Here is a 23,488-nt window from a genome sequence, read left to right as displayed (position 1 = left end):
CCCGCGGCTCGCGAGGCCCAGCTCGTCGAGCACACGGCGCACCTTGTCGAAATTGCGGCCGAGCTTCATGACCACGGCCGCATCGGCCTTGGCGAGCCGCGCGCGCAGTTCGTCCTCGGGCAGCACGCCCGACAGCACCGACAGCGTCTGGTTGCGATACACCAGCGGCACGCCGAGCACGGCCGCGCCGCCCAGCATCGAGCAGACGCCGGGCACCACCTCGGTGTCGTAGCGATGCGCGAGCCGGTCGTGCAGGTACATGTAGGAGCCGTAGAAGAACGGGTCGCCCTCGCAGATCACGGCCACGTCGCGGCCCGCGTCCAGATGGGCGGCCACCACCTCGGCGGCGGTGTCGTAGAAATCGGCGATCACGCGCTCGTAACTGAGTGGCGGCGCGAGCGCCTCGGTCGTGACCGGGTAGACCAGCGGCAACTGAACCTGGGCGTCGTGCAGATGCGCCTCGATGATGCCGTACGCGTTGCCCTTCTTGCCCTTGGCGACGAAGTAGGCCACCACCGGCGCGGCCTGCAGCAGGCGCACGGCCTTCAGCGTCAGCAGCTCGGGGTCGCCCGGGCCGACGCCGATGCCGAACAGGCGGCCGCGCGATCCTGACGCCGGCGTGGATGCAGGCGTGCCGGCTGGCGGATTCGAAGCGGACGGGAAGCCGGGCGCGCTCATTCGACCTCCGTGGCCAGGGCGTTGACGGCAGCCGCCGCCATCGCGCTGCCGCCGCGCCGGCCCGTCACCACCACGAACGGCACGCCGCGGCTGTCGGCCGCCAGCATCGCCTTCGATTCGGCCGCGCCGATGAAGCCTACGGGGAAGCCGAGGATCAGCGCCGGCTTCGGTGCGCCCGCGTCGAGCATGTCGAGCAGATGGAACAGCGCGGTGGGCGCGTTGCCGATCACCACCACGCTGCCGGCCAGCGAGGGCCGCCACAATTCGAGCGCGGCGGCCGAGCGCGTGTTGCCGAGTTGCTGCGCGAGCGCCGGCACCTGCGGATCGCCGAGCGTGCAGAGCACCGGGTTGGCGGCCGGCAGCCGCGCGCGCGTGATGCCTTCGGCCACCATCCGCGCATCGCAGAGGATCGGCGCGCCGGCCGCGAGCGCTTGCCGCCCGGCCCGGCCCGCGCCGGGCGAGAAGCGCAGGTCGGCGACGACGTCCACCATCCCGCAGGCGTGGATCACGCGTACGGCGAGTTTTTCGAGGTCGGCCGGGATGGCCGTCAGATCGGCTTCGGCGCGGATCGTCGCGAACGATTGCCGGTAGATTTCCTGGCCGTCGCGAAGGTAGTCGAGCATGCGGTTCAGTCCTGATGGCGCCGCGCGGCGTCGAGCAACGCGGCGGCTTGGTCGATCGTCAGATGGCGCGCGTCGAGCCGGCCGAAGCCGTGCTCGCCGTCGCGCCGGTACAGGTCGTAACGGCCCGCCGCCACCGCGACCAGCGTGGCGGGGGCGGGCCACGGCTGCGCGCAGGCGCGCGCGCAACCGCTCAGATGCAAGGCCTGGGGCGCCGCGAGGCGCGCGGCCAGCGCGTGCGCGTCGGCCTTGGTGTCGGCCAGCGCGCGAGCGCAGCCGGTGCTGCCGGCGCAGGCCACCAGGTGCGCGAGCGGTGAGCCGGGCGCGGTGAGCAGGCCGAGCGTGGCGAGCGCCGCCAGCACGCGTTCGGCCGCATCGGCGCGCACGCCGGGCAGCAGCACGCCTTGCCACGGCGTGAAGCGCAGCGTGCCGTCGCCGTCGCGTTCGGCCAGCGTGGCCAGCGCCGCGAGCGTCGCCGCATCGAGCCGGCCGAGCGGCACTTGCGCGCCGACCTGGCGCGTGGCCGGATCGGATTCGCTCCGGATGCCGAAACGTCGCGCCGGCTCGGCCGGCAGGCGGCGCCAGCGGGCGAGCGCGGCGTCGCGTTGCACCGCGAACCGCAGCCGCGCGCCGGCGTGCGCGAGCAGCGCGTCGGCGCTCAGGCGGGGCAGCGCGTCGCGCATGCGTTTCGCCTCGGGCGGCGCGTGGTCGAGGAAGGCGAGCAGCAGCGCATGGGCGAGCGGCACGACCTGATCGGCCGCTACCGCGCCGAGCGCGGGCGCGTCGTGGGTTTCGACGGGCGGCCGGCCGGCCAGCCCGAATGCGTAATCGGGCGCACCTGCCGCGTTGCGGCGCGCCGAGAACCACAGATCGTGCGGATGGGCGAGTTCGGCCAGCGCCTCGCCGCCGTCGAGCGACAGCGAGCATTTCGGCGAGAGCGCCGCGAAACGCGGCTCGGCCTGCAGCATCGCGAGCAGCGCCGCGCCGAGCGTGCGCGTGTCGGCGAGCGCGTTCGGATCGCGGCCGGCGGCGGGGCTCAGCATCACGTTGCGCACGTCGTCGCGCAGCGCGGTGGCGGCAAGATCGGTTGCGCCGTCCGGCGTCGGGCCGAGGCCCGCGTCGATCAGCGCTGCCGCGAGCGCAGCCTCGTGGCCGTCGCGCACGCCGCGAATCTGCAGGTTCGCGCGATTGGTGGCGTCGAGCGCACCCGAGCCATGCGCTTGCGCAGCGGCCGCCAGCGCGCGTGCGCCGTCGGCCGTCAGCAGCCCGCCCGGCAGACGCACGCGGCACAAGCCGCCGTCGTGCGTGGCCACCACGCGCACCAGCCCCGGGCAGGCGCTGGGCCGGATCGCCGGAGCGGGATCGACATCCAGGCCGCCGGTCCGGCCCGCGCGCACGCCGTCGTCCGGCTGCGCGGCAGGATTCGGGCAGGCGCTGGGCCGGATCGCCGGGGCGGGATCGACATCCAGGCCGCTGGTCTGGCCCACGCGCGCGCCGTCGTCCGGCTGCGCGGCAGGATTCGGGGGCACATCGCGGGTCGAGCGTGGGAGCGGCAAGGAGCGAATCGACAACGGAACGGGAAAGCGGGCGCCGGGGCGCGGGCCGGTTCGGAACGGGCGTGCGCGGCTTGCGCGGGCGACGCCGTGGCATCGGAACCCCGCCCGATGCGGCCGGACGTTCATTCGGCCGGGGCAGGTCTTCCGCACCGAAGCGCATGGCCTGCCGCGACGCTTCCGGATGGTGTTCCGCAGCACGACGGGCAGACCACGGTGGCGCAGGCCGCCTCGGCAGCGCAGCCGCGCCCTGCATTCCTGATCGGCCGCGCGGAACACCCTCGGACACCATTGGGCACCGGCAAACGAGGCTGTATTATGCCTGCTTTCGCCTGGCCGAGATACGCTGCGCGCCCCGGCGCGCGGTGGGCCGGGCGCGTATTGAACGAGGGCGAAACACGGATGGGGAACGGGGCATGACGGCGTGGCTGACGGTAATCGGCATCGGCGACGACGGCTTCGCGGGCCTGGGCAAGCACGCCCGGCGCGCGTTGATCGACGCGGCCGTGGTGGTGGGTGGCGAGCGTCATCTGGCGATGCTGCCGGGCTGCCTGCGCGCGCGCCGCGAACCGTGGCCGAAGCCGTTCGACATCGCCGCGCTGCTCGCGCATCGCGGCACGCCGGTGTGCGTGCTGGCGAGCGGCGATCCGATGTTCCACGGCGTCGGCGCGACGCTCGCGCGGCATGTGCCGCCCGAGGCGTTGCGGGTGCTGCCGGGGCCGTCGTCGGTGTCGTTCGCGGCGGCGCGGCTCGGTTGGGCGTTGCAGGATCTCGACGTGATCTCGTGCGTCGGCCGGCCGCTCGCCACGCTCGCGCGCCATCTGCATCACGGCCGCCGCCTGATCGTGCTGAGTGCCGACGGCGCCACGCCGGCGGCGCTCGCGCGGCTCGTCACCGAAGCCGGTTACGGTGCGACGCGCCTGAGCGTGTTCGAGCATCTGGGCGGCCCCGACGAGCGGCGCATCGACGCGCTGGCGCACGCGTGGCCCGCGCCAGACGTCGCAGCGCTGAACCTGGTGGCGCTCGACTGCGTGCGCGACGCCGAGGCGCCCGCGCTCGGCCTCGTGCCGGGCCTGCCCGACGACGCCTACGAACACGACGGACAACTGACCAAGCGCGACATGCGCGCGATCACGCTGGCGCGGCTCGCGCCGGCGCCGGGCGAGCGGCTGTGGGATGTCGGCGCGGGCTCCGGCTCGATCGGCATCGAATGGATGCGCGCGCATCCCTCGTGCACCGCCATCGCGATCGAGGCCGACGACGCGCGCCGCGCGAGCATCGCGCGCAACGCCGAACGGCTTGGCGTGCCGGGCCTCGCGATCGTCGCGGGCCGTGCACCGGCCGCGCTCGACGGGTTGGCCGCGCCCGACGCGATCTTCATCGGCGGCGGCGGCTCCGAGCCCGGTGTGCTGGCCGCCTGCTGGGCCGCGCTGAAGCCGGGCGGGCGGCTGGTCGCCAACGCCGTGACGCTGCAGGCCGAGGCCGCGGTCCTCGCCTGGCGCGAACGGCACGGCGGCTCGCTGACGCGCGTCGCGCTCGCCATGGCCGCGCCGCTCGGCGGCTTCGACACCTGGCGGCAGGCCTTGCCGGTCACGCTGTACGAGGTCCGCAAGCCGCGCACGGAGGGCGCTTGATGCGCGAGGAAACGGCCGAACAGCCCGCGCCGCTGCGCAGCGGCTACACCACCGGCAGTTGCGCGACCGCCACCTCGCTGGCCGCCGCGCGCCTGCTGCTGACGGGGCAGGCCGACGAGATGAGCGAGATCGTGCTGCCGAAGGGCCAGCACGTGACGATGCGGCTGGTGTATTGCCGCCGTGCGGCGGCGAACCCGGGTGTGAACCCCGACACCGCCGAGGCCGGCACCGTCAAGGATGCCGGCGACGATCCCGACGTGACGCACGGCGCGGTGGTCCACGCGCGCGTGACGCTCGCGGCGCTCCCCGGCGTGCGCTTCCACGCGGCCGATGGCGTGGGCACCGTCACGCGGCCCGGCCTGACGCTCGCGGTGGGCGAACCGGCCATCAATCCGGTGCCGCGCCGCATGATGACCGAGCACCTGCTGCAACTGGCGGCCGACCACGGCTACGCGGGCGGCTTCGAGGTGGCGATCGGCGTGGAGGGCGGCGCGGCGCTCGCGCTGAAAACCATGAACCCGCGGCTCGGCATCGTCGGCGGGCTGTCGATCCTCGGCACCACCGGCATCGTGCGGCCGTTCTCGTGCTCGGCCTATATCGCGTCGATCCACCAGGGCATCGACGTGGCGCGCGCCAACGGCGTGACGCATATCGCCGCCTGCACCGGCAACGCCAGCGAGGACGCGATGCGCGCGCACTACGGCCTGCCCGAGATCGCGATGATCGAGATGGGCGACTTCGCGGGCGCGGTGCTCAAGCATCTGCGCCGCGCGCCGGTCGCGCGCGTGAGCCTGTGCGGCGGCTTCGGCAAGTTCTCGAAGCTCGCGGCCGGCCATCTCGATCTGCACAGCCGGCATTCGAGCATCGATCTGCCGCAACTGGCCGGCTGGGCCGCCGACGCCGGCGCCGATTCGGCGCTGCGGCAGGCGATGCTGGCCGCCAACACCAGCCAACAGGCGCTCGCGCTGGCCCATGCGGCCGGCGTGCCGCTCGGCGATGCCGTTTGCGCGCAGGCGCTGGCGGTGGCGCGCGCGATCGTGCCCGACGGCGTGGCCGTCGAGGTGTTCGCGATCGATCGGCAGGGCGGCTTCGTCGGGAGCGCACGATGAACGACACCCCCCATCACGCCGATGCCCCGCGCATCCTGCTGCTCGGCGGCACCGGCGACGCGCTGAAGGTGGCGCGCACGCTGCCCGCGTCGGCCGTCTACAGCCTCGCGGGCCTCGGCAAGACGCCCGAGGGCTTGACCTGCGGCGTGCGGATCGGCGGCTTCGGCGGCGCCGAAGGGCTGGCGGGCTACCTGCGCGAGAACCGCATCGCGCTGCTGGCCGACGCGACCCATCCGTACGCGGCGCAAATCAGTGCCAATGCGGCGGCCGCCTGCGCCGCGACCGGCACGCCGTACTGGGCGCTCGATCGCGCGCCGTGGCAGCCGGGCGAGGGCGACGACTGGCGTTGCGTGCCCGATTGGGCGGCGCTGACGGCCGCGCTCGCGCCTTATCGCCGGCCGTTCTTCACGCTCGGCCGCGAGCCGCTCGCGCATCTCGACGCGATCCCGCCGCATCAGCACTGGACGATCCGCTGCCTCGATCCGCATCCGGGCAACGCGCGCGCCAACGTGATCGCCGCGCGCGGGCCGTTCGTGCTCGACGCCGAACGCGCGCTGTTCGCGCTGCTCGGCGTGGACGTGCTGGTCAGCAAGATGAGCGGCGGCGCGGCCACCGAGGCCAAGCTGGCGGTGGCGCGCGAACGGCGCGTGCCGGTGCTGATGATCGCGCGTCCGGCGCTGCCCGCCGCCGAGCGCCGCTTCGACACGCCCGACGCGCTCGCGCAGGCGCTGGCCGAGTTTGGCGCGCCATGACGGGCCGCTCGACCCATCCCATTTCATTTCCGTGAACGGAGAACCTCCCAGATGACGGTGTATTTCATCGGCGCCGGCCCCGGCGACCCCGAACTGATCACGGTGAAGGGCCAGCGCCTCGTGCGCGGCTGCCCGGTGATCCTCTACGCGGGCTCGCTGGTGCCGGCCGCCGTGCTCGACGGGCACCGCGCCGAAACGGTCGTCAACACGGCCGAACTCGATCTCGACGCGATCGTCGCGCTGCTGGCCGACGCGCATGCGAAGGGCCAGGACGTGGCGCGTGTGCATTCGGGCGACCCGTCGCTGTACGGCGCGATCGGCGAGCAGATCCGCCGCCTCAAGGTGCTGGGGATTCCTTATGAAATCGTGCCGGGCGTGACGGCCACGGCGGCCTGCGCGGCCACGCTCGGTGTGGAGCTGACGCTGCCCGGCGTGGCGCAAACCGTGATCCTGACGCGCTACGCCGGCAAGACCACGATGCCCGAGGGCGAGGCGCTCGGCGGGCTGGCGGCGCACCGCGCCACGCTGGCGATCCACCTGGGCGTGCGCCATCTGGCGAGGATCGTCGAGGAGGTGCGCCCGCATTACGGCGACGATTGCCCGGTGGCGGTGGTGTATCGCGCGAGCTGGCCCGACGAGACGCGCGTGACCGGCACGCTGGCCGACATCGTCGGCAAGATCGCCGGCACGGCGATCGAGCGCACGGCGCTGATCTTGATCGGCCGCGTGCTCGATACCGAGCAGTTCGACGATTCGACGCTGTACGCCAAGGCGTGATGGCGATGCCATGAAAAACGGGCCGCCGCGCAGTGCGCGAGCGGCCCGTCGGGCTGGGTCGATCAGCCGGTCAGTTGCGCGCCGGAATCGTCAGGCCGCGTTCGACGGCCGGGCGCGCCACGAAGGCTTCCAGTGCGCGCGCGACGTGCTTGAACGTGTCGAATTCCACCAGCTCGCGCGCTTCGTAGAAGCCCACCAGGTTGCGGACCCACGGGAACGTGGCGATATCGGCGATCGTGTAGTCGTCGCCGACGATCCACGCGTTCGAGGCGAGCCGCGCGTCGAGCACGCCGAGCAAGCGCTTTGATTCGCCCACATAGCGATCGCGCGGGCGTTTGTCTTCGTATTCGCGGCCGGCGAATTTGTGGAAGAAGCCGAGCTGGCCGAACATCGGGCCGATGCCGCCCATCTGGAACATCAGCCACTGGATCGTCTCGTAGCGCGCGGCCGGATCGGCCGGCAGCAGCTTGCCGGTTTTTTCGGCCAGATACAGCAGGATCGCGCCCGATTCGAACAGGCCGATCGGCTTGCCGCCGGGGCCGTTCGGGTCGATCAGGGCCGGAATCTTGTTGTTCGGGTTCAGCGAGAGGAATTCGGGCGAGAACTGGTCGTTGGTGTCGAAGCGCACCAGGTGCGGCTCGTAGGGCAGCCCGAGTTCTTCCAGCGCGATCGAGGCCTTGACGCCGTTCGGCGTGGGCAGCGAATAGAGCTGGATGCGGTCCGGGTGCGCGGCCGGCCATTTCTGCGTGATCGGGAAGGCGGACAGGTCGCTCATGGGGCGGCTCGGTCGGAGTTGAGGTGTGGCGATCATAGCCGGTTCGGCCGATCGCTGCCGCACAGGGCGCGGCACGCGCCGGGGGCCGTTGGCGCGTGCCGCTTTCTCAGGATGGAGCGCCCGGTGCTCGATCACGGGCTGGGTGCATCGACCCGGAGCCCGAAAGCGCGTCGGGCTACCCGCACTGGTCCGAGCGTAACGACAAGGACGTTCGGGCGTTGCGCCTCGCCGGGCGTTCGTGGTGCTGCGGGAGGATGGAGAAGGCCGGGGCAGCGTGTTCAGGCCCCGGCCGAGCCGGCGAGCGGCGCGTGTTGCGCCGTCGCTCGGCAGGCGAGAGGTCGGCTCATACCGTCGCCATGCGCCAATCGGTCTGGCTCGCGCGGATCGGCTCGGCCGCTGCGTTGCCGCCCCGGCGCCCCTGCTCGACGCGGAACGTGGACACCGTCTCGTCGAGCTGGCGGCCTTGCGCTTCGAGCGATTTCGACGCCGCCGCCGCCTGTTCGACCAGCGCCGCGTTCTGCTGCGTGGTTTCGTCCATCTGCGTGATGGTCAGGTTGACCTGATCGATGCCGCGGCTTTGCTCGGCCGACGCGGCGGCGATCTCGCCCATGATGTCGGTCACGCGCGCCACGGCCTGGGTGATCTCGGCCATGGTGCGACCGGCATCGCCGGCCAGCACCGAGCCGTCCCGCACGGTCTGCACCGAGGCGGTGATCAGCTCCTTGATTTCCTTGGCGGCCGCGGACGAACGCTGCGCCAGCGAACGCACTTCCGACGCCACCACCGCGAAGCCGCGGCCCTGTTCGCCGGCCCGCGCGGCTTCCACGGCCGCGTTCAGCGCGAGGATGTTGGTCTGGAACGCGATGCCCTCGATCATGCCGGTGATGTCGGCGATCTTCGACGAGCGCTCGCCGATGTCGTTCATCGTATCCACCACGCGCCCGACCGCATGGCTGCCGCGCTGCGCGACTTCCGAGGCACTCGACGCGAACGAGCTGGCCTGCTGGGCATTCTCGGCGTTCAGGCGCACCGTGGACGTCAGTTCTTCCATGGTGGCGGCCGTTTCCTGCAGCGAGGCGGCCTGTTGCTCGGTGCGCACGCTGAGGTCGACGTTGCCGGCGGCGATCTCGCCCACCGCCAGCGCGATGCCCGAGCTGCCTTCGCGCACCCGCGCGACGATATCCGAGAGCCGCGTGTTCATGGTGTCGAGCGCTTCGAGCAGGTCGCGCGTTTCGTCGTGGCCACGCACCTCGATGCGGCTCGTCAAGTCGCCGTCGGCCACCGTACGCGCCACGCGCACCGCCTCCGACAGCGGCCGCGTGATCGAGCGCGTGATCCACAGCCCGGCAATCGCAGCCAGCACCACGGCGGCGGCGCACACGCCGAACATCAGCATGCGCGTTTGCGTGAAACGGTCCTGATTGATTTGAGCGATGTCCGACTCCTGCGTGCGCACGTAGTCGGCGTAGGCGTTGGTCGCGCGCTCCAGCTCGGCCAGCAGCGGCCGGCATTTGTCGTCGATTTCGAGCGTGGCTTCCTCGCGTTGGCCATTGAGCGCCTTCTTGACGATATCCCTCGCCACCGGGCCGTAGCGGCTTTCGATTTCGGCGATGTTGGCGGCCAGTTGGTGGGCTTTCGGCGAGGCGTCGGTGGCGTTGGTCAGCAGCGTTTGCAGTTGCGCCAGGTAGCGCTGCACGTCGGCATCGGCGCTCTGCACATCGGTTGTTTCGAGCGTGATGTCGTCCGGCTTGGTCACCAGCACGAGGTTGCGTGCGGCGATGGCGCGGCGGTCCACGGCGTTGCGGATCTGCGCGGCCGTGTTGGCGCGTGCGTTGATGCCGGCTGTGTAGCTGATGAAGGCCTGATTCGCATTTTCGAGCGCGTTCAGTGCGAACGCCGAAACGGCAACGACAATCACGGCAAGGATGCCGAATCCACCGAGCAGTTTATGTTTGATGCTCCGCCGCAGGATGTTCATGGATGGCCTCTCTTAATAGGGTTCGGATCGACGATGCACAAGGTGATCGTTCGTTGTAAATAGGTTAACGGGATGCAGCTTTGTTTCTTTACCTTCCCGAACCCCAATATCGTTGACCCGCATCAAAGAAGCAAGACGGAAATATTCAAACACTTATCGATAAGAAAATCCTTATGCAGTAAGGGTTTGAGCTATAAAAATTCCCGCATATTTAAATGGAAATCGTTTGCGTGTCAATTGATATGACGAATCGATGGCGCTATCCGAAATTGGATATTTGCCAATGAATTTTTGGCGCACCGATTAAGTGTGGAAACGATAGGGAGATATGGAAAATCGGCGTTTCCGATTTTCAATCGAGAAAATCAATAGGATTGAATGAAAATCGGAAATGCCGAAAAACGGGTAGGGATTTACTCGGCGCTGTTGCCCGAGGTGGCCCGCGACGGGGCGAAGCGGCGCGCGGCGACGCCGAGCGCGTCATACACGAGCACGGCCAGCAGCGCGACGATCACGCCGCCTTGCAGCACGAACGCCGTGTTGGAGGTTTGCAGGCCGGCGATGATCACGTCGCCCAGGCCCTGGGCGGCCACCGTCGAGCCGATCGTGGCGGTGCCGAGGTTGATGACCACGGCCAGCCGCACACCGTTGAGGATCACGGGCGCGGCCAGCGGCAGCTCGATCGCCATGAGCCGCTGGCGCGCGCTCATGCCCATGCCGCGCGCGGCGTCGAGCGTGGCCGGCGCGATCGAGCCGAGTCCGGCCAGCGTGCTTTCGAACACCGGCAGCAAGCCGTACAGCGTCAGCGCGAGCAGCACCGGCTTCGCGCCGAAGCCGACGGCCGGCACGGCAAGCGCGAGCACGGCCACCGGCGGGAAGGTCTGGCCGAGGTTCGCGATGCTGCGCGCCACCGGCAGGAAATCGGCGCCGGCCGGGCGCGTGACGGCGATGCCGGCGAGGATCGCCAGCGCCGAGCCGATCAGGCTCGATACGGCCACCAGCGCCAGATGCGAGAGCGTCAGGCTGACGAGGCTCGCGCGGTCGTAGATGGCCGGTGCGCCATGTTCGGCGAGCGGCGCGAACAGCGGTTCGAGCCACGCCGGCCGCAGCACCAGCACGAGCAGGGCGGCCAGCGCGGCGAGCCGGGCGACGGCGGCAACGAGGCGGCCGGTCATGCGGCGCGGTACCGTGCGGCGGGAGAAGCTTGCGCGGCGGCGGAGCCCGCGGCGCGGCACCGTGCTGCGGCCGAAGCTTGCGCGGCGGGTGCGGCGGCGTGGTGCGACGGCAGGGCGTTCATGCGCCGCTCCGCGCATGCGCGACCAGCGCCGCCAGCGTGATCCGCTGCTCGGCCGCGCCGGGCGGCACGACCACCGGCAGCGCATCGGCGCCGCGCCACAGCAGTTCGGACAGCGCGTCGCGCAGCGAACGCCGGCCGTCGATCGGCGCGCCGCTGGCCCGGCCCGGCTCGGCCAGCCTGGCCACCGGCGTCAGCGCCAGCAGCCGCAGCGGCCGCTCGGCGCCGGCCACCAGCCGCTCGACGAAGCCCGGTGCGGGACGCGCGAGGATGTGCGCGGGCGGGCCGGCTTGCAGCACCTTGCCGCCGTCCATCACGGCGATCTGGTCGCCGAGTCGCAGCGCCTCGTCGATGTCGTGCGTGACCAGCACCACGGTGATCTTCAGGCGCTGTTGCAGCGCGGCCAGATCGTCCTGCGCCTTGCCGCGGATGATCGGGTCGAGCGCGCCGAACGGCTCGTCCATCAGCAGGATTGCCGGTTCGGCCGCCAGCGCGCGGGCCACGCCCACGCGCTGCTGCTGGCCGCCCGACAACTGATGCGGCAGCTTGTGCGCATACACGGCGGGCTCCAGCTCGAACAGTTCCAGCAGTTCGTTGACGCGCGCCTCGATGCGCGCCTTCGGCCAGCGCGCCAGCGTCGGCACGGTGGCGATGTTGCGCGCGACCGTCCAGTGCGGAAACAGGCCGTGCCCCTGGATCACGTAGCCGATCCCGAGCCGCAGCGTTTCGCCGCCCACGCTCGCGGTATCCACCCCGTCGATGCGGATCGTGCCGCTGCTCGGCTCGATCAGCCGGTTGATCATGCGCAGCAGCGTGGATTTGCCGCTGCCGGAGGCGCCCACCAGCGCGGTGACGGTGCCGGGGGCGATCGTCAGGGAGACATCGTCCACGGCGAGAAGCGGGCCGAAGCGGCGGGTGACGCGATCGATTTCGATCATCGGGGGTTCCGTTTCGACAACTGGATGGCCGCGTCGAACACCACCGACGCCACGAACGCGAGTGCGATGGTGGGCAGCGCGCCGAGCAGCACGAGGTCGCTGGCCGCCTGGCCCAGGCCCTGGAAGATGAAGGTGCCGAAGCCGCCGCCGCCGATCAGCGCCGCGACGGCCGTCAGGCCCACGTTCTGCACCAGCACGATGCGCAGCCCGGCTAGGATCACCGGCAGCGCGAGCGCCAGTTCCACGCCGATCACGCGCTGGCGCGGCGCCATGCCCATCGCGCGGGCCGCTTCCACCACGGTGGGGTCCACGCCGTCGATGCCCACCACCACGCTGGAGACGATCGGCAGCAACGCATAGAGGAACAGCGCGACCAAGGCCGGCGCCGGGCCGATTCCGCCGATGCCGAGCGCGGCCGCGAGCGGCAGGTGGGCGGCCAGCAGGCCGAGCGGCACCATCAGGATGCCGAACAGCGCGATGCTCGGAATGGTCTGCACCACGTTGAGCACCGGCAGCAGCGCGGCGCGCCAGGCCGGCCGGTGTGCGCAGGCGATGCCCACCGGCAGCGCCACGGCGAACGCCGCGAACGTCGAGCCGGCTACCAGTTCGAGATGGCGCAGCGCCTCGGCCCAGAAGCTGTCGGCGCGCACCGCGTATTCCTGCATGACCGAGAGGCCGTCCCATGCGCCGCTGGCGAGCGCCGCGCCGAGTGCGGCCAAGGCCAGCACCAGCGCGCCGATGCGCCGCGCCGGCGACGGCCCGAGCCGCGCGAACGCGTCGGCGATCAGCACCGCGAACGCGAACAGCAGCAGCCACGCGCCGGCCGCCGGCGAAATGCGCGCGATGCTGGCCGAATCGGCATCCACCAGCCGGGCCGGCGCGGCGCCGAGCCAGCCGCCGAGCCACACGAGCGCGGCCACGCCGGCCGCTGCGCGCCAGGCCGGGCGGCCCGGCAACAGCGCAACGGCGGCTGCCGAGAGCCAGCCGCCAGCCGCCAGTGCGCCCCATGCATGAGGAAACGTGGCGAGGATCGACAGCTCGTGGCCGGGCACGATCCGGTTCGCGCGAAACGTGACGAACGGCAACGCGAGCGCGCCGAGCGTGACCAGTGCGACCAGCACGCCGACGCGGTCGAGGCGCGACCGGTTCGCCGCGGGCGCGGCGGCGTCCGTCATTTGACGAAGCCCTTGGCCTTCAGATAGGTAGCGGCGACGTGCGCGGCCGGTTCGCCGTTGATCTGGATTCGGCTGTTCAGCGTCTGAAGCGTCTTGAGGTCGAGGCTCGCGAACACCGGCTTGAGCCAGTCGGCGATCTGCGGGTGGGCCTTCAGCACGGCCTCGCGGATGACCGGCGCGGGCGCGTAGACGGGCTGCACCTTCTTGTCGTCGTCGAGCAGCACGAGGCCCGAGGCCGCGATCGCGCCATCGGTGCCGTACACCATCGCGGCGTTGACGCTATCGGTTTGCGCGGCGGCGGCGCGAATCGTGGCCGACGTATCGCCGCCCGACAGCACCAGCAATTGATCGGGCTTCAGCTTGAAGCCGTAGGCCTTCTCGAACGACGGCAGCGCCGACGCGCTGTTGACGAATTCAGCCGAGGCCGCGAGCTTGACCTTGCCGCCGCCGGCGATCCAGTGGCCGAAATCGCTGAACGTTTTCAAGTGCTGCTGCTGCGCGATCGTGCCGAGCACGGCCACGCCCCAGGTGTTGTTCGCCGGTGCCGGCGCGAGCCAGACCAGATGATTGGCCGAGTAGTCGAGCTGCTTGGCCTCGGCATAACCGCGCGCGGCATCCTTCCAGACCGGATCGTCGGCCTTGTTGAAGAAGAACGCGGCGTTGCCGGTGTATTCGGGGTAGATGTCGATCTCGCCCGAGGTCAATGCCTTGCGCACGATCGGCGTGGCGCCGAGGCTGATCTTGTCGACCACCGTCAGGCCATGCGATTTGAGGACTTGCGAGATCAGGTTGCCGAGCAGGCTGCCTTCGGTGTCGATCTTCGAGGCGACCGTGATCGAATCGGCGTGGGCCGCGGTGGCGGCGAGGCTGCCGCCGAGGGCGGCGGCAAGCGAAACAGCCGCGAAGACGCGGCGGTGAACGGCGGAATTCATCGTGAAGCGGCCTCCTTGCGGGACGGTCTGAAATGTGGCGCGCAATCCGCCAGGCGGCGTTCAAGTTACGCGACTGGCGCCGCTTTGGCAAACGGTTCGGGGGCAGATCGGACCGGGTTGTGCGCGTGCGGTGAATGGCCGTGCAGGCGGCACGCAACGTGCGATGGCGGGGCCGTGAGCGAGGTGGGGCGAAATCGCCGTGCTCATCACACGAATCGGATGGGGTGCGCCCATGGCGCGCCGGTAATGGCTCGAGCGAACGGGGGCACGATGGCAGGCGATGCGGCACTGAATTTCGCGATGTAGATGCACGATGCGCGCGTGATGGAAGCGGAAGCGCCATAGCGCGATTCAATTGGCGAAACGCCGCTGCGAGGCGTTCAATGTGCATCCCCGCAGTAGTCGTTCTGCCTTCGCCGTCTTGATTCGTCCCCCGTTCGTCCCACTCTCATGGAGCGCAACACATGACTGCACAGACCCGCGTCAACGTCGCCGAGATCGTCGAATCGATCGCCATCGAAACCCACACGCCGAAGGAAACCGTTTCGGCGCTCTACGAAAAGACGCTGGCCGAGTATCGCGAAGGTGCGCGGATTCTCGATTACGTGGCCCTGCTGGCCGCCAAGCGCGTGAAGAACGATTTGCGACAACCGCGGCACTGAATCGCCCTCATGCAACAACGCCCGGCCATGGTTCGATGGCCGGGCGTTTTCGTTGGTGGGCGCGGCGTGATCAAGGCCGCCTGCACGGGACGCACGATACGCAGGGCAAGCGTTGTCTAGCGAATCCGCGCCCGGCGCGTGGTGTCCTGTTGTGCGCGCTGCTCGGCGTGGTGTTCGCAGCGTTGCACCGCAAGGCGTTGCATCTCGTCCTGATCGGCGTGTGCGATCTCGGCGCCGTTGGGCGCGACGAACAGGCAGCCGAACCTCGCGCCCGGTTCGGTATCGGCATGGGCCGGCGCGACCGCGGCGAGGCCGGCGGCCAGCACGAGCGAACGCAATGCATGTCGGCGCACGTGCGCGGTGGTTTGAAACCGGGTTGTCATAGGCGGCCTTGTCGACGGGGAAGAAGACGGTAATTGTCGGAGAGCTTGCAAAGTACCGCGAAGCGCCGCGCTATCGATATGAGAAGAATCTGAAGATCGGATCAGACGTGATTGGTAGTGCCGATGAGTGCGCTTGGCGCGTTGGCAGGCAGGGAAAAACGGTGGCGCGATCGAATGCGTGCCGGATGGGGCAAGGTGAAACGGAGCGGCGTGGAGGGCGGCCCGCGCGAGGGAATCAGCGGCCGAACGCCTGGCGCTTCACGCGCCTGGAAAACCGCCAGGCCGGGCGTTGCACCCGGCCCGCTGTTCGCTCAGATCCCGGCCCCGCGCGCGTTGATGATCAGCCGCAGCCCGAGCACCGCGATCGCTCCGGCCGCGACGCGGTCGATCACGCCCTTGGCGCGCAGATACAGCTCGCGCGGCTGCCGCGTCGAGAAACCGAGCGCCACCACCGTGTACCAGGCCGTTTCCAACACGAACACGGCCGGCGGCAGCACGAAGTAGGCGATCGTCGGCGGATGCGCGGGCAGCAGCGCCGCGAAAATGCTGCCGTACCAGATCGCCGTTTTCGGATTGCTCAGTTGCGTCATCAGCCCGATGCGGAACGAACGCAGCGGCTGGCCGTGGCGGCGTGCGATATCGGCATCGAACGCGAATTCGCGCCGCGCGCCGCGCCAGAACTGCACGGCCAGATACAGCAGGTAGAGGCCGCCCGCCACCTTGAGCCCGGCGTAGAGCCAGGCCACCGAACTGAGCAGCGTGTACAGCCCGGCCAGCGCAATGCAGGCGAACACGATCGCGCCCGCGCCCATGCCGAGCGCCGTGGCCAGCCCGTCGCGGCGCGACAGGCCGATCGCGTTGCGGGCCACCAGCACGAAGCTCGGCCCGGGGATCATCGCGCCCAGCATCAGCGCGGAAAGAATGGCGACCAGCGAGGTAAGGGCGTGCATCGATCAGGGTTCCTGAAGAGAAAGGGGACGTGCGTCAGTTTCGATCGTCCGTTTTACGGCGGTGCTTGTCCGCATACATGCGCGTGTCGGATTCGGCCAGCAGCAGCGCGACCGACGGCTCGTGCAGCGGATCGTAATCGACATGCCCGACGCTGAAGCGGATGGCGTAGTCGAGTGCGGCCTGCTCGGTGCGCGCGTCGAGATCCTCGCGCAGGCGCTCGATGATACCGGGTGCGTCGACGTCGTGCGTGGTGATCAGCAGCGCCACGAACTCGTCGCCGCCGAGCCGGCCGACCACGTCCATGTCGCGCAGCACGGTGGTCAGCGAGTGCGCGAAGATCGTCAGCGCGCGATCGCCTTCGGCGTGGCCGAAGCGGTCGTTGATCTGCTTGAAATCGTTGAGATCGAAGAACAGCAGCGAGGCGCGCCGGCCGCCGCGCCGGCAGGCGTTCAGCGCGTGCTGCGCGAGCATCTCGAAGCCGCGCCGGTTCGACAGCGAGGTCAGCGAATCGAGCGTGGCCAACTGCACGGCGGCCAGCTCGCGCTCGGCGAGGCCGGCGAGGTCGCCCAGGTGGGCCAGATCGTCGCCGTCGAGCGTGCGCGCGCGCGTGTCGATCAGGCACAGCGTGCCGAGCTTGGTGCCGTCGGGCAGCGCGAGCGGATGGCCGGCGTAGAAGCGGATGTGGGGCGCGCCGGTCACGAGCGGGTTGTCGGCGAAGCGCGGGTCGCTGGCCGTGTCGGGGATCACGAGCGGCGCGTGGGCCAGGATCGCGTGCGCGCAGAACGACACGTCGCGCGAGGTTTCGCGCGCGTCGAGCCCGAAGCAGCTCTTGAACCACTGGCGGTTCTCGTCGACCAGCGAGACGAGGGCGATCGGCACGTCGAAGATGCGCTTCGCGAGCCGCGTGATCCGGTCGAAGCGTTCTTCGTCCGGCGTATCGAGAATGTTCAGACTGCGAAGTTTCGTCAGCCGCGAAGCTTCATCGGCGGGAAAGGGGGCGATGTGCATACGATCTCGTCTCTCTCGGCGTTCTTGAAGGCGTGGACGCTGGGCGCGCCGGCTGTGAATCCGCCGGCCCGGGCCGGGATGGCGCGGCGCGAGCGCATGGCGCCATCCTAGAACATTCGCGCCGTTCGCGGAACGCCCGGGCCAACCCGTGTCGGTGCGCTCGCGCGCTTTCCGCGTCTTACCGATGCTTTCGGATTGCTTACTTTCGAAAGCCCGCTCAGGCCCGCCCGACAAGGCGCGGCGCGATGCCGAAAGCACTTTGAACACCGGCCTGTAACAATCGAGAACTATCGTCTCGGCGGCGAACGCATGGAGGTAGCGCGATGCGGGCGCCCCGGATGCGAGCTCGCGTCCGCCGGAACCATTCGACGGAGTAATCCCCATGCAGACGCCGGCACTACGGCATTGGATCCTGATCGGCACGCTCGCGACCGCGGCGATGCTCGGCGCTTGCAACGACGACGGCACGGCGACGCCCGTCAACACCTCGACGGCGCCCAAGGCGGCCTGCGGCAACGCGGCCCCGGCGAACGCGACGCTGCATTGCCCGCCGGGCTTCACGGCACCGAAATCCTGAGCCCCGCCCGACGCTCGAACCCATCAGGACCCGACATGGCTATCCAATCCCGACGCGACTTTCTGAAATTCTCCGCTGGCCTGGCCGGCGCGACCGCCGCCAGCACGCTGCTGCCCGAATCGATCCGCAAGGCGCTCGCCATCGAGCCGGCCACGGTCACGGGCACGATCCAGGACGTGCAGCATATCGTTGTCTTCATGCAGGAAAACCGCTCGTTCGACCATTACCTCGGCCATCTGAGCGGCGTGCGCGGCTATAACGACCGGTTCCCGGTCACGCTGCCGAACGGCCAGCCGGTGTGGTTCCAGCCGCGCCAGGAAGACAAGACCAAGACGGTCGCGCCGTTCCGCTACGACACCACCAACCCGAGCGTCAACGCGCAGTGCATCGGCGGCCTGCCGCACACCTGGGCCACCACGCACGGCGCCATCAACGGCGGCCGCGGCGACCAGTGGGCCGCGCAGAAGACCAACCTGACGATGGGGTATCACACCCGCGACGACATCCCGTTCCATTACGCGATGGCCGATGCGTTCACGGTGTGCGATCACTATTTCTGCTCGATCCCCGGCAACACGCACCCGAACCGCATGTACCTGATGACGGGCATGGTCGATCCGCTCGCCACCGGCGGCGGCCCGTTGCTCGACAACACCGACTACATCGACAACCAGTTCGACACGGTGCAACTGCCGCCGTTTTCGTGGACGACCTACCCGGAGCGCCTCGAAAAGGCCGGCATCTCGTGGCAGATCTACCAGCAGGGCACGGGCTTCGACAATTTCACGGGCAACTACGGCACCAACATGCTCGCGGCGTTCCAGAACATCGTGAACGCGCCGGCCGGCTCGTCGCTGCAACTGCGCGGCAACAGCACGCGCACGATCGATCAGCTCAAGGCCGACGTGCAGGCGAACAACCTGCCGCAGGTGTCGTGGCTGCTGCCGCCGGCCGCGTACTCGGAGCATCCGAAGTTCACGCCGCTGTACGGCGCGAACTACATCTCGACGATCCTCGACGCGCTGACCTCGAACCCGGACGTGTGGAGCAAGACCGTCCTGTTCATCATGTACGACGAGAACGACGGCCTGTTCGACCACATGGTGCCGCCGCAGCCGCCGACGCTGCCGAACACCGGCGCGAGCACGGTCGACATCTCGCTGGAGCGCCACAACGTCGTGACCGCCACGCAGGCCGGCACCTACACCGCCGACAACCTGCCGTACGGCCTCGGGCCGCGCGTGCCGATGTTCGTGGTGTCGCCGTGGTCGAAGGGCGGCTACGTCAGCTCGCAGGTGTTCGATCACACCTCGGTGCTGCAATTCATCGAGAAGCGGTTCGGCGTGCAGGAAACCAATATCTCGCCGTGGCGCCGCACGATTTGCGGCGACCTGACCTCGACGCTCGACTTCACCAAGACCGACGCGACGTTCCCGACGCTGCCGAACACCACGAACTACGTCGCCACGGCCGACCTGCAGTGCTCGCGCACCACGGCGCAGGCCGCGCCGGCCGCCACGGCGGCGCAGACGATTCTCGCGCAGGAAGCCGGCACGCGTCCCGCGCGCCCGAACCCGTACGAGCTGCACGTCAACGGCACGCTGACCGGCACCGGCTACCAGGTGACGTTCGCCAACAGCGGCACGGTGGGCGCGCACTTCTGGGTCTACACCAACGACCTGAGCGCCACGCCGCGTCACTACACGGTCGAAGCCGGCAAGCAACTGTCCGACACGTGGGCGCTCGACGCGGGCAGCAGCTACGTCGTGAACGTGTACGGCCCGAACGGCTATTTCCGCCGCTTCATGGGCTCGGCATCGGGCGACACGGCCGCGCATCCCGATCTGACGACCTGCTACGACGTGGCCAACGGCAACGTTTACGTCACGCTGGCGAACGCCGGCACGCAGACGATGACCGTCACGGCCACCGACGTGGCCTACGGCCAGCCGGCGCGCACGCTGTCGATCCCGGCGGGCCAGAGCGTCGAGGCGCATTGGGACCTGTCGTGCAACGCGGCGTGGTACGACCTGCAGTTCACGATGGCCGACAACACGTCGTGGGTGCGCCGCATCGCCGGCCACGTCGAAACCGGCAAGACCAGCACGACCGATCCGGCCGCCACGGCGCCGGTCACGACGGCGATCTGAGCGGGCGGGGCGCGTGGTTGCGCTCCGTTACGGCGACAGGCACGGCGCGATACCGCTTACGGGCGGCTCGCGCCGTTTTTTATTGGGGCCCGGATGGCGCCCGATTATGCCGGGGTGAAACCGGTCGGCTGCTGCGTTGCACAAATCCAACATGCAGTCGCCGCAATCGGGCGATCAGCCTTGCCGGACAAGGCACGAAGCTTGTCGATGCGAATCTCGTTCCTGGCAAACTAGGTGAATACCCTAGGTATTAACCCTCGGTTAAGGTAGAATCCGCCTTCAAAGGAGGATTGAGGGATGCCTCACCGTTTCGTCGTACTCGAAAAGATTGCGTTCTCGCTGGTCGTCATGTCGGCTGTCGCCTGTTCCGCATTCATCACTTATGAACGCTGCCCGGAAGACGTGCAGGAAGCGCTCGCAGCCGGCAAGGACATACTGGCCACCAGCGCCGCCGGCTATTCGATCGCCTGCGCATCGGCCAGCCCGGATGCCTGCATCGGCCTGCCGACGTACTGATCTCCCGGCCCCGCGCTCGGGGCCGCTGCACCGGTTCGTAACGTGATTGCCTGCCGTTTCGCTTGAACGAGGCGGCGGGTTGCTGCATGCGGCGCTCAACGCCCAGGCTGCGACACGCGCTCCAGCGTGTTCGACAGTTCGTCCTGCGACGCGCCGCGAGCGCGCGTCGCGATGTCGCCCAGCGACAACATGCCCACCAGTTTCCCGCCCGTATCGAGCACCGGCGTCCTGCGCACGCGCGCTTCGGCCATGCGCTGCTGGACGGCGTCGAGATCGTCGTCGTCGCGGCAGCAGATCAGCCGCCGGGTCGCGACGTCCCGAATCGCCGCATCGGGGCCGACATCGCCCGCCAGGACGCGCACCGCCAGATCGCGATCGGTCACGATGCCGACGATCCTGCCCTGGTCGCACACCGGCAGCACGCCGACGTCGTAATAGGCCATGTGCTGCGCAGCATGCCGGATCGTATCGTTCGGCGCGATCGCCACCACGTCGCGCGACATCACTTCCGCTACTCGGATCATTCGTTGTCCTCCTGATTGCCGTGAATCGGTATGGCTCGCAATGGCCGTGCCGTTCGGGGGGGCCAGCGCGCCCGGCGATGCCGAGCGCTGTGCGATGGGCGGTTGATCGAGCGGCAGGACGTCCCGGCGTGCCTCCTGAACCCGGGAGGCCGGCATACGCGCCCGCCGATCGGCGACGACGTGTCGGTCGACATAGGGTCGGATAGCGCGCCGATTCGTGGAAGATTTGCAATCGGTGGTGTAGCAGATGCCGGATACACGAGGGCCACACGCGGAACACGCCGGAATTTCATGCAAATCGCGCCCTGGCAGGGCAAATCGATGCGGATTTCGAACGGCATGCGTCTTGCAAGAGGTATCGGATACGACCTGATGCGCGTCGGCTCGCCCTACGCGCTGAAGGCCCTTCCGACACCGCCGCGTTTTCGCGGCAAGGAGCCGAGATGAAGCCTGTGAAATCGAACCCCACGCCGCAGCGCCTGCATGAAAAGGCCGGCCAGAGCCCGGTCAAGACGCCGGCCGCCGGCCAGGACCAGCCCGATGCCGCCACGCAGGCGGCCGGTTTCCACGCGCACAACGAGAAGCAGGACAAGCCGAGCGCGCAAACCCCCGAGACGATTGCCGGCAAGACGCCGACCGGCCTGCCCGAAATCGAGCAGGGCACGCGCGGCGACGCCGAAGACGATCCGGTGCGCCGCGCGGCCGAGCGCATCACGTCGCTCGACAACGCCAACATGGCGGCCACCGACAACTCGGTCGACGTCGACGGCAAGGGCCTCGAAGCGCGCCGCGAGGCTTCACCGCGACAGGACAACGTGATTCATTCGAACGCCTCGCTCGACGATGCAACTTCGCCGCCCGCCAACGGCCTTGGCGGCATCGACAGCCAGCCGCCGGCCGAAATCGCCGCCAAACCGGGCTGGCAGGTGCGCGAGCGCGGCACCACGGTGGTCGAGCGCGATGGCAACTCACGCGCCGAACGCGTCTTCAGTTTCGAGCGCGGCTCGCATTGAACGACGTGTGCGGCGAGGGCATTGATCCGGAACCCTGACGATTGGCAGTGCGACCGATGAGGCTGGTCAGGCCTCGGTCTCGTCGCGCGTTTCGTGCTACGCTTGCGGCCGTTCGGGCTTGCCTGGCCTGCCCGGGCAGCCCGCTCGCGCCCCCCGCGACATGCCGGCCGCGCCCAGGCCGCGATTGATCCGATCGCCGCTTCGGTCCGCCTTTTGGGCCGCGTCGCGATCTCGCGCGCAGCGGCTCGCATGTCGGGCCGCGCGCCGCCGGCACGCTGTTCCTCTCCCGTTACGTTTCCTGTCCGATCCGCTCATGTCGACCTTGCCTTCGTCGCCGGCGCGCGCACCGCGTGCCCTCGATTCCATCAATCCGAAATCGCTCGGCGTCGCGTTGCTGCTCGTCGCGCTCGGCGCCGTGTATCTCGCGCAGTCCGTCAGCGTGCGCCAGGCCGCGCTCTACGTGGTCGGCGCGCTGCTCGGCATGACGCTGTATCACGCCGCGTTCGGCTTCACGTCGGCATGGCGCGTGTTCATCGCCGACGGCCGCGGCGCCGGCCTGCGCGCGCAGATGCTGATGCTCGCGATCGGCGTGCTGCTGTTCTTCCCGGCGCTGTCGGCCGGCTCGCTGTTCGGCCAGCCCGTCACCGGGCTGGTGTCGCCGGCCGGCACCTCGGTGATCGTCGGCGCGTTCATCTTCGGCGTCGGCATGCAGCTCGGCGGCGGTTGCGCCTCGGGCACGCTGTATACCGTCGGCGGCGGCAGCACGCGGATGATCGTCACGCTGCTGGCGTTCATCGTCGGCTCGGTGGTGGCCACCGCGCACATGCCGTTCTGGACATCGATGCCGCAATTGCCGCCGATTTCGCTGGTCAAGACGCTCGGCGTGCTGCCCGCCGTCGTGCTGAACCTCGCCGTGTTCGCGGCGATCGCGGCCTTGACCGTGGCGATCGAGAAGCGCCGTCACGGCCGGCTCGTCAACGCCACCGAGCGCGCGCCGCACGCGTCGCCCTGGCTGCACGGCCCGTGGCCGATGCTGGCCGGCGCGGTGGCGCTGGCCGTGCTCAACTTCGCCACGCTCGCGCTGTCGGGGCGGCCGTGGGGCGTGACCTCGGCGTTCGCGCTATGGGGCGCCAAGGGCTTCGCGCTGGTCGGCGTGGACGTGGCGAACTGGAAGTATTGGCTGGCCGGCCCGAATGCGGCCGCGCTGTCCGCGCCCGCCAGCTACGACGTGACCACCGTGATGGATATCGGCATCGTGCTCGGCGCGATGGCGGCCGCCTCGCTGGCCGGACGCTACGCGCCGGTGTGGCGCGTTCCGATGCGCTCGCTGATCGCCGCCGTGGTGGGCGGCCTGCTGCTCGGCTATGGCGCGCGGCTCGCGTACGGCTGCAATATCGGTGCGTACTTCAGCGGCATCGTGTCGGGCAGCGTGCACGGCTGGCTGTGGCTCGTGTGCGCGTTCGCGGGGAACGTGCTCGGCACCCGACTG

General features: G+C 69.7%; 22 protein-coding genes. 9 read left to right on the top strand and 13 right to left on the bottom strand.

The genetic code is table 11. The features are described 5' to 3' along the window. The 3 genes from ACYP33_RS18705 to cobG form a co-directional block, all read right to left on the bottom strand. Positions 1 to 678: precorrin-2 C(20)-methyltransferase (locus tag ACYP33_RS18705; protein ID WP_459623260.1), on the bottom strand; the 678-nt coding region annotated here is incomplete at its 3' end. Beyond that, on the bottom strand, positions 675 to 1,301 hold the full coding sequence (locus ACYP33_RS18700; RefSeq protein WP_414449495.1) for a precorrin-8X methylmutase: 627 nt from the start codon (positions 1,299 to 1,301) through the stop codon (positions 675 to 677). The genes ACYP33_RS18705 and ACYP33_RS18700, both read right to left, overlap by 4 nt. 5 nt (positions 1,302 to 1,306) lie before the next feature. Next, entirely contained in the window at positions 1,307 to 2,671 is a 1,365-nt protein-coding gene (gene cobG, locus ACYP33_RS18695; protein WP_459623453.1) for a precorrin-3B synthase, read from the bottom strand. Between the two features lie 596 nt (positions 2,672 to 3,267). On the opposite strand from cobG, the gene cbiE reads away from it, so the two are divergent. From cbiE to cobM, 4 genes are read left to right on the top strand one after another with little or no spacing between them, the layout of a single operon-like run. Further along, complete coding sequence (cbiE, locus tag ACYP33_RS18690) at positions 3,268 to 4,485, top strand: precorrin-6y C5,15-methyltransferase (decarboxylating) subunit CbiE (RefSeq protein WP_459623258.1); 1,218 nt, start codon at positions 3,268 to 3,270, stop codon at positions 4,483 to 4,485. Next, positions 4,485 to 5,594 carry a cobalt-precorrin-5B (C(1))-methyltransferase gene (locus ACYP33_RS18685; protein WP_459623256.1) on the top strand — a complete coding sequence of 370 codons (1,110 nt, stop codon included), beginning with the start codon at positions 4,485 to 4,487 and terminating at the stop codon, positions 5,592 to 5,594. The genes cbiE and ACYP33_RS18685 overlap by 1 nt, the downstream gene beginning before the upstream one ends. Then, a complete protein-coding gene (locus ACYP33_RS18680; protein ID WP_459623255.1) occupies positions 5,591 to 6,346 on the top strand; it encodes a cobalt-precorrin-6A reductase in 756 nt (251 codons plus the stop codon). Before ACYP33_RS18685 ends, ACYP33_RS18680 begins: the two co-directional genes overlap by 4 nt. A gap of 51 nt (positions 6,347 to 6,397) precedes the next feature. Beyond that, positions 6,398 to 7,123 carry a precorrin-4 C(11)-methyltransferase gene (gene cobM / locus ACYP33_RS18675; protein WP_459623254.1) on the top strand — a complete coding sequence of 242 codons (726 nt, stop codon included), beginning with the start codon at positions 6,398 to 6,400 and terminating at the stop codon, positions 7,121 to 7,123. A gap of 70 nt (positions 7,124 to 7,193) precedes the next feature. On the opposite strand, the gene ACYP33_RS18670 is transcribed toward cobM, so the two are convergent. The 6 genes from ACYP33_RS18670 to osmF form a co-directional block, all read right to left on the bottom strand. Next, the gene (locus ACYP33_RS18670; RefSeq protein WP_414449491.1) at positions 7,194 to 7,898 is read right to left on the bottom strand and encodes a glutathione S-transferase N-terminal domain-containing protein; all 705 of its coding nucleotides are present in this window, start codon (positions 7,896 to 7,898) and stop codon (positions 7,194 to 7,196) included. 343 nt (positions 7,899 to 8,241) lie between these two features. Next, positions 8,242 to 9,876 carry a methyl-accepting chemotaxis protein gene (locus ACYP33_RS18665; RefSeq protein ID WP_459623252.1) on the bottom strand — a complete coding sequence of 545 codons (1,635 nt, stop codon included), beginning with the start codon at positions 9,874 to 9,876 and terminating at the stop codon, positions 8,242 to 8,244. Between the two features lie 413 nt (positions 9,877 to 10,289). After that, on the bottom strand, positions 10,290 to 11,051 hold the full coding sequence (locus tag ACYP33_RS18660) for an ABC transporter permease (protein ID WP_414449489.1): 762 nt from the start codon (positions 11,049 to 11,051) through the stop codon (positions 10,290 to 10,292). A gap of 118 nt (positions 11,052 to 11,169) precedes the next feature. Continuing rightward, positions 11,170 to 12,108 carry an ABC transporter ATP-binding protein gene (locus ACYP33_RS18655; RefSeq protein ID WP_459623250.1) on the bottom strand — a complete coding sequence of 313 codons (939 nt, stop codon included), beginning with the start codon at positions 12,106 to 12,108 and terminating at the stop codon, positions 11,170 to 11,172. After that, positions 12,105 to 13,283 carry an ABC transporter permease gene (locus ACYP33_RS18650; RefSeq protein WP_459623248.1) on the bottom strand — a complete coding sequence of 393 codons (1,179 nt, stop codon included), beginning with the start codon at positions 13,281 to 13,283 and terminating at the stop codon, positions 12,105 to 12,107. The genes ACYP33_RS18655 and ACYP33_RS18650 overlap by 4 nt, the downstream gene beginning before the upstream one ends. Then, positions 13,280 to 14,215: a glycine betaine ABC transporter substrate-binding protein OsmF gene (gene osmF / locus ACYP33_RS18645; protein WP_459623246.1), complete on the bottom strand. Its 936-nt coding sequence runs from the start codon at positions 14,213 to 14,215 to the stop codon at positions 13,280 to 13,282. The genes ACYP33_RS18650 and osmF overlap by 4 nt, the downstream gene beginning before the upstream one ends. A gap of 464 nt (positions 14,216 to 14,679) precedes the next feature. Here osmF and ACYP33_RS18640 point away from each other — a divergent pair, with 464 nt between their 5' ends. Then, positions 14,680 to 14,877, top strand: coding sequence for a DUF3562 domain-containing protein (locus tag ACYP33_RS18640; RefSeq protein ID WP_459623244.1), 198 nt, complete (start codon positions 14,680 to 14,682; stop codon positions 14,875 to 14,877). Positions 14,878 to 14,993: 116 nt separating this feature from the next. Here the strand turns inward: ACYP33_RS18640 and ACYP33_RS18635 are convergent, their stop codons facing one another. From ACYP33_RS18635 to ACYP33_RS18625, 3 genes are all read right to left on the bottom strand, one after another. Further along, positions 14,994 to 15,260 carry a hypothetical protein gene (locus tag ACYP33_RS18635; protein WP_414449484.1) on the bottom strand — a complete coding sequence of 89 codons (267 nt, stop codon included), beginning with the start codon at positions 15,258 to 15,260 and terminating at the stop codon, positions 14,994 to 14,996. 311 nt (positions 15,261 to 15,571) lie between these two features. Further along, positions 15,572 to 16,210 carry a LysE family translocator gene (locus ACYP33_RS18630; RefSeq protein WP_414445086.1) on the bottom strand — a complete coding sequence of 213 codons (639 nt, stop codon included), beginning with the start codon at positions 16,208 to 16,210 and terminating at the stop codon, positions 15,572 to 15,574. A gap of 34 nt (positions 16,211 to 16,244) precedes the next feature. Beyond that, a complete protein-coding gene (locus ACYP33_RS18625) occupies positions 16,245 to 17,219 on the bottom strand; it encodes a GGDEF domain-containing protein (protein WP_459623451.1) in 975 nt (324 codons plus the stop codon). A gap of 612 nt (positions 17,220 to 17,831) precedes the next feature. Here ACYP33_RS18625 and ACYP33_RS18620 point away from each other — a divergent pair. After that, positions 17,832 to 19,946 carry a phosphocholine-specific phospholipase C gene (locus ACYP33_RS18620; protein ID WP_414449482.1) on the top strand — a complete coding sequence of 705 codons (2,115 nt, stop codon included), beginning with the start codon at positions 17,832 to 17,834 and terminating at the stop codon, positions 19,944 to 19,946. 297 nt (positions 19,947 to 20,243) lie between these two features. After that, positions 20,244 to 20,462: a hypothetical protein gene (locus ACYP33_RS18615; protein WP_459623241.1), complete on the top strand. Its 219-nt coding sequence runs from the start codon at positions 20,244 to 20,246 to the stop codon at positions 20,460 to 20,462. Positions 20,463 to 20,557: 95 nt separating this feature from the next. On the opposite strand, the gene ACYP33_RS18610 is transcribed toward ACYP33_RS18615, so the two are convergent. Beyond that, complete coding sequence (locus ACYP33_RS18610) at positions 20,558 to 20,986, bottom strand: CBS domain-containing protein (protein WP_414445091.1); 429 nt, start codon at positions 20,984 to 20,986, stop codon at positions 20,558 to 20,560. Positions 20,987 to 21,429: 443 nt separating this feature from the next. Between ACYP33_RS18610 and ACYP33_RS18605 the strand changes: the two genes are divergently transcribed. Together ACYP33_RS18605 and ACYP33_RS18600 are read left to right on the top strand one after the other, a co-directional pair. Continuing rightward, positions 21,430 to 21,999 carry a DUF3005 domain-containing protein gene (locus tag ACYP33_RS18605; RefSeq protein WP_459623240.1) on the top strand — a complete coding sequence of 190 codons (570 nt, stop codon included), beginning with the start codon at positions 21,430 to 21,432 and terminating at the stop codon, positions 21,997 to 21,999. A 313-nt stretch (positions 22,000 to 22,312) separates the two neighbouring features. After that, positions 22,313 to 23,488, top strand: a 1,176-nt coding sequence (locus ACYP33_RS18600) for a YeeE/YedE family protein (RefSeq protein WP_459623238.1), incomplete at its 3' end; no start/stop codon positions are given.

The organism is Burkholderia sp. 3C (assembly GCF_054589155.1).
The sequence above is the reverse complement of the archived record's forward strand: the minus strand, read 5'-3'. Positions and strand labels throughout refer to the sequence as shown.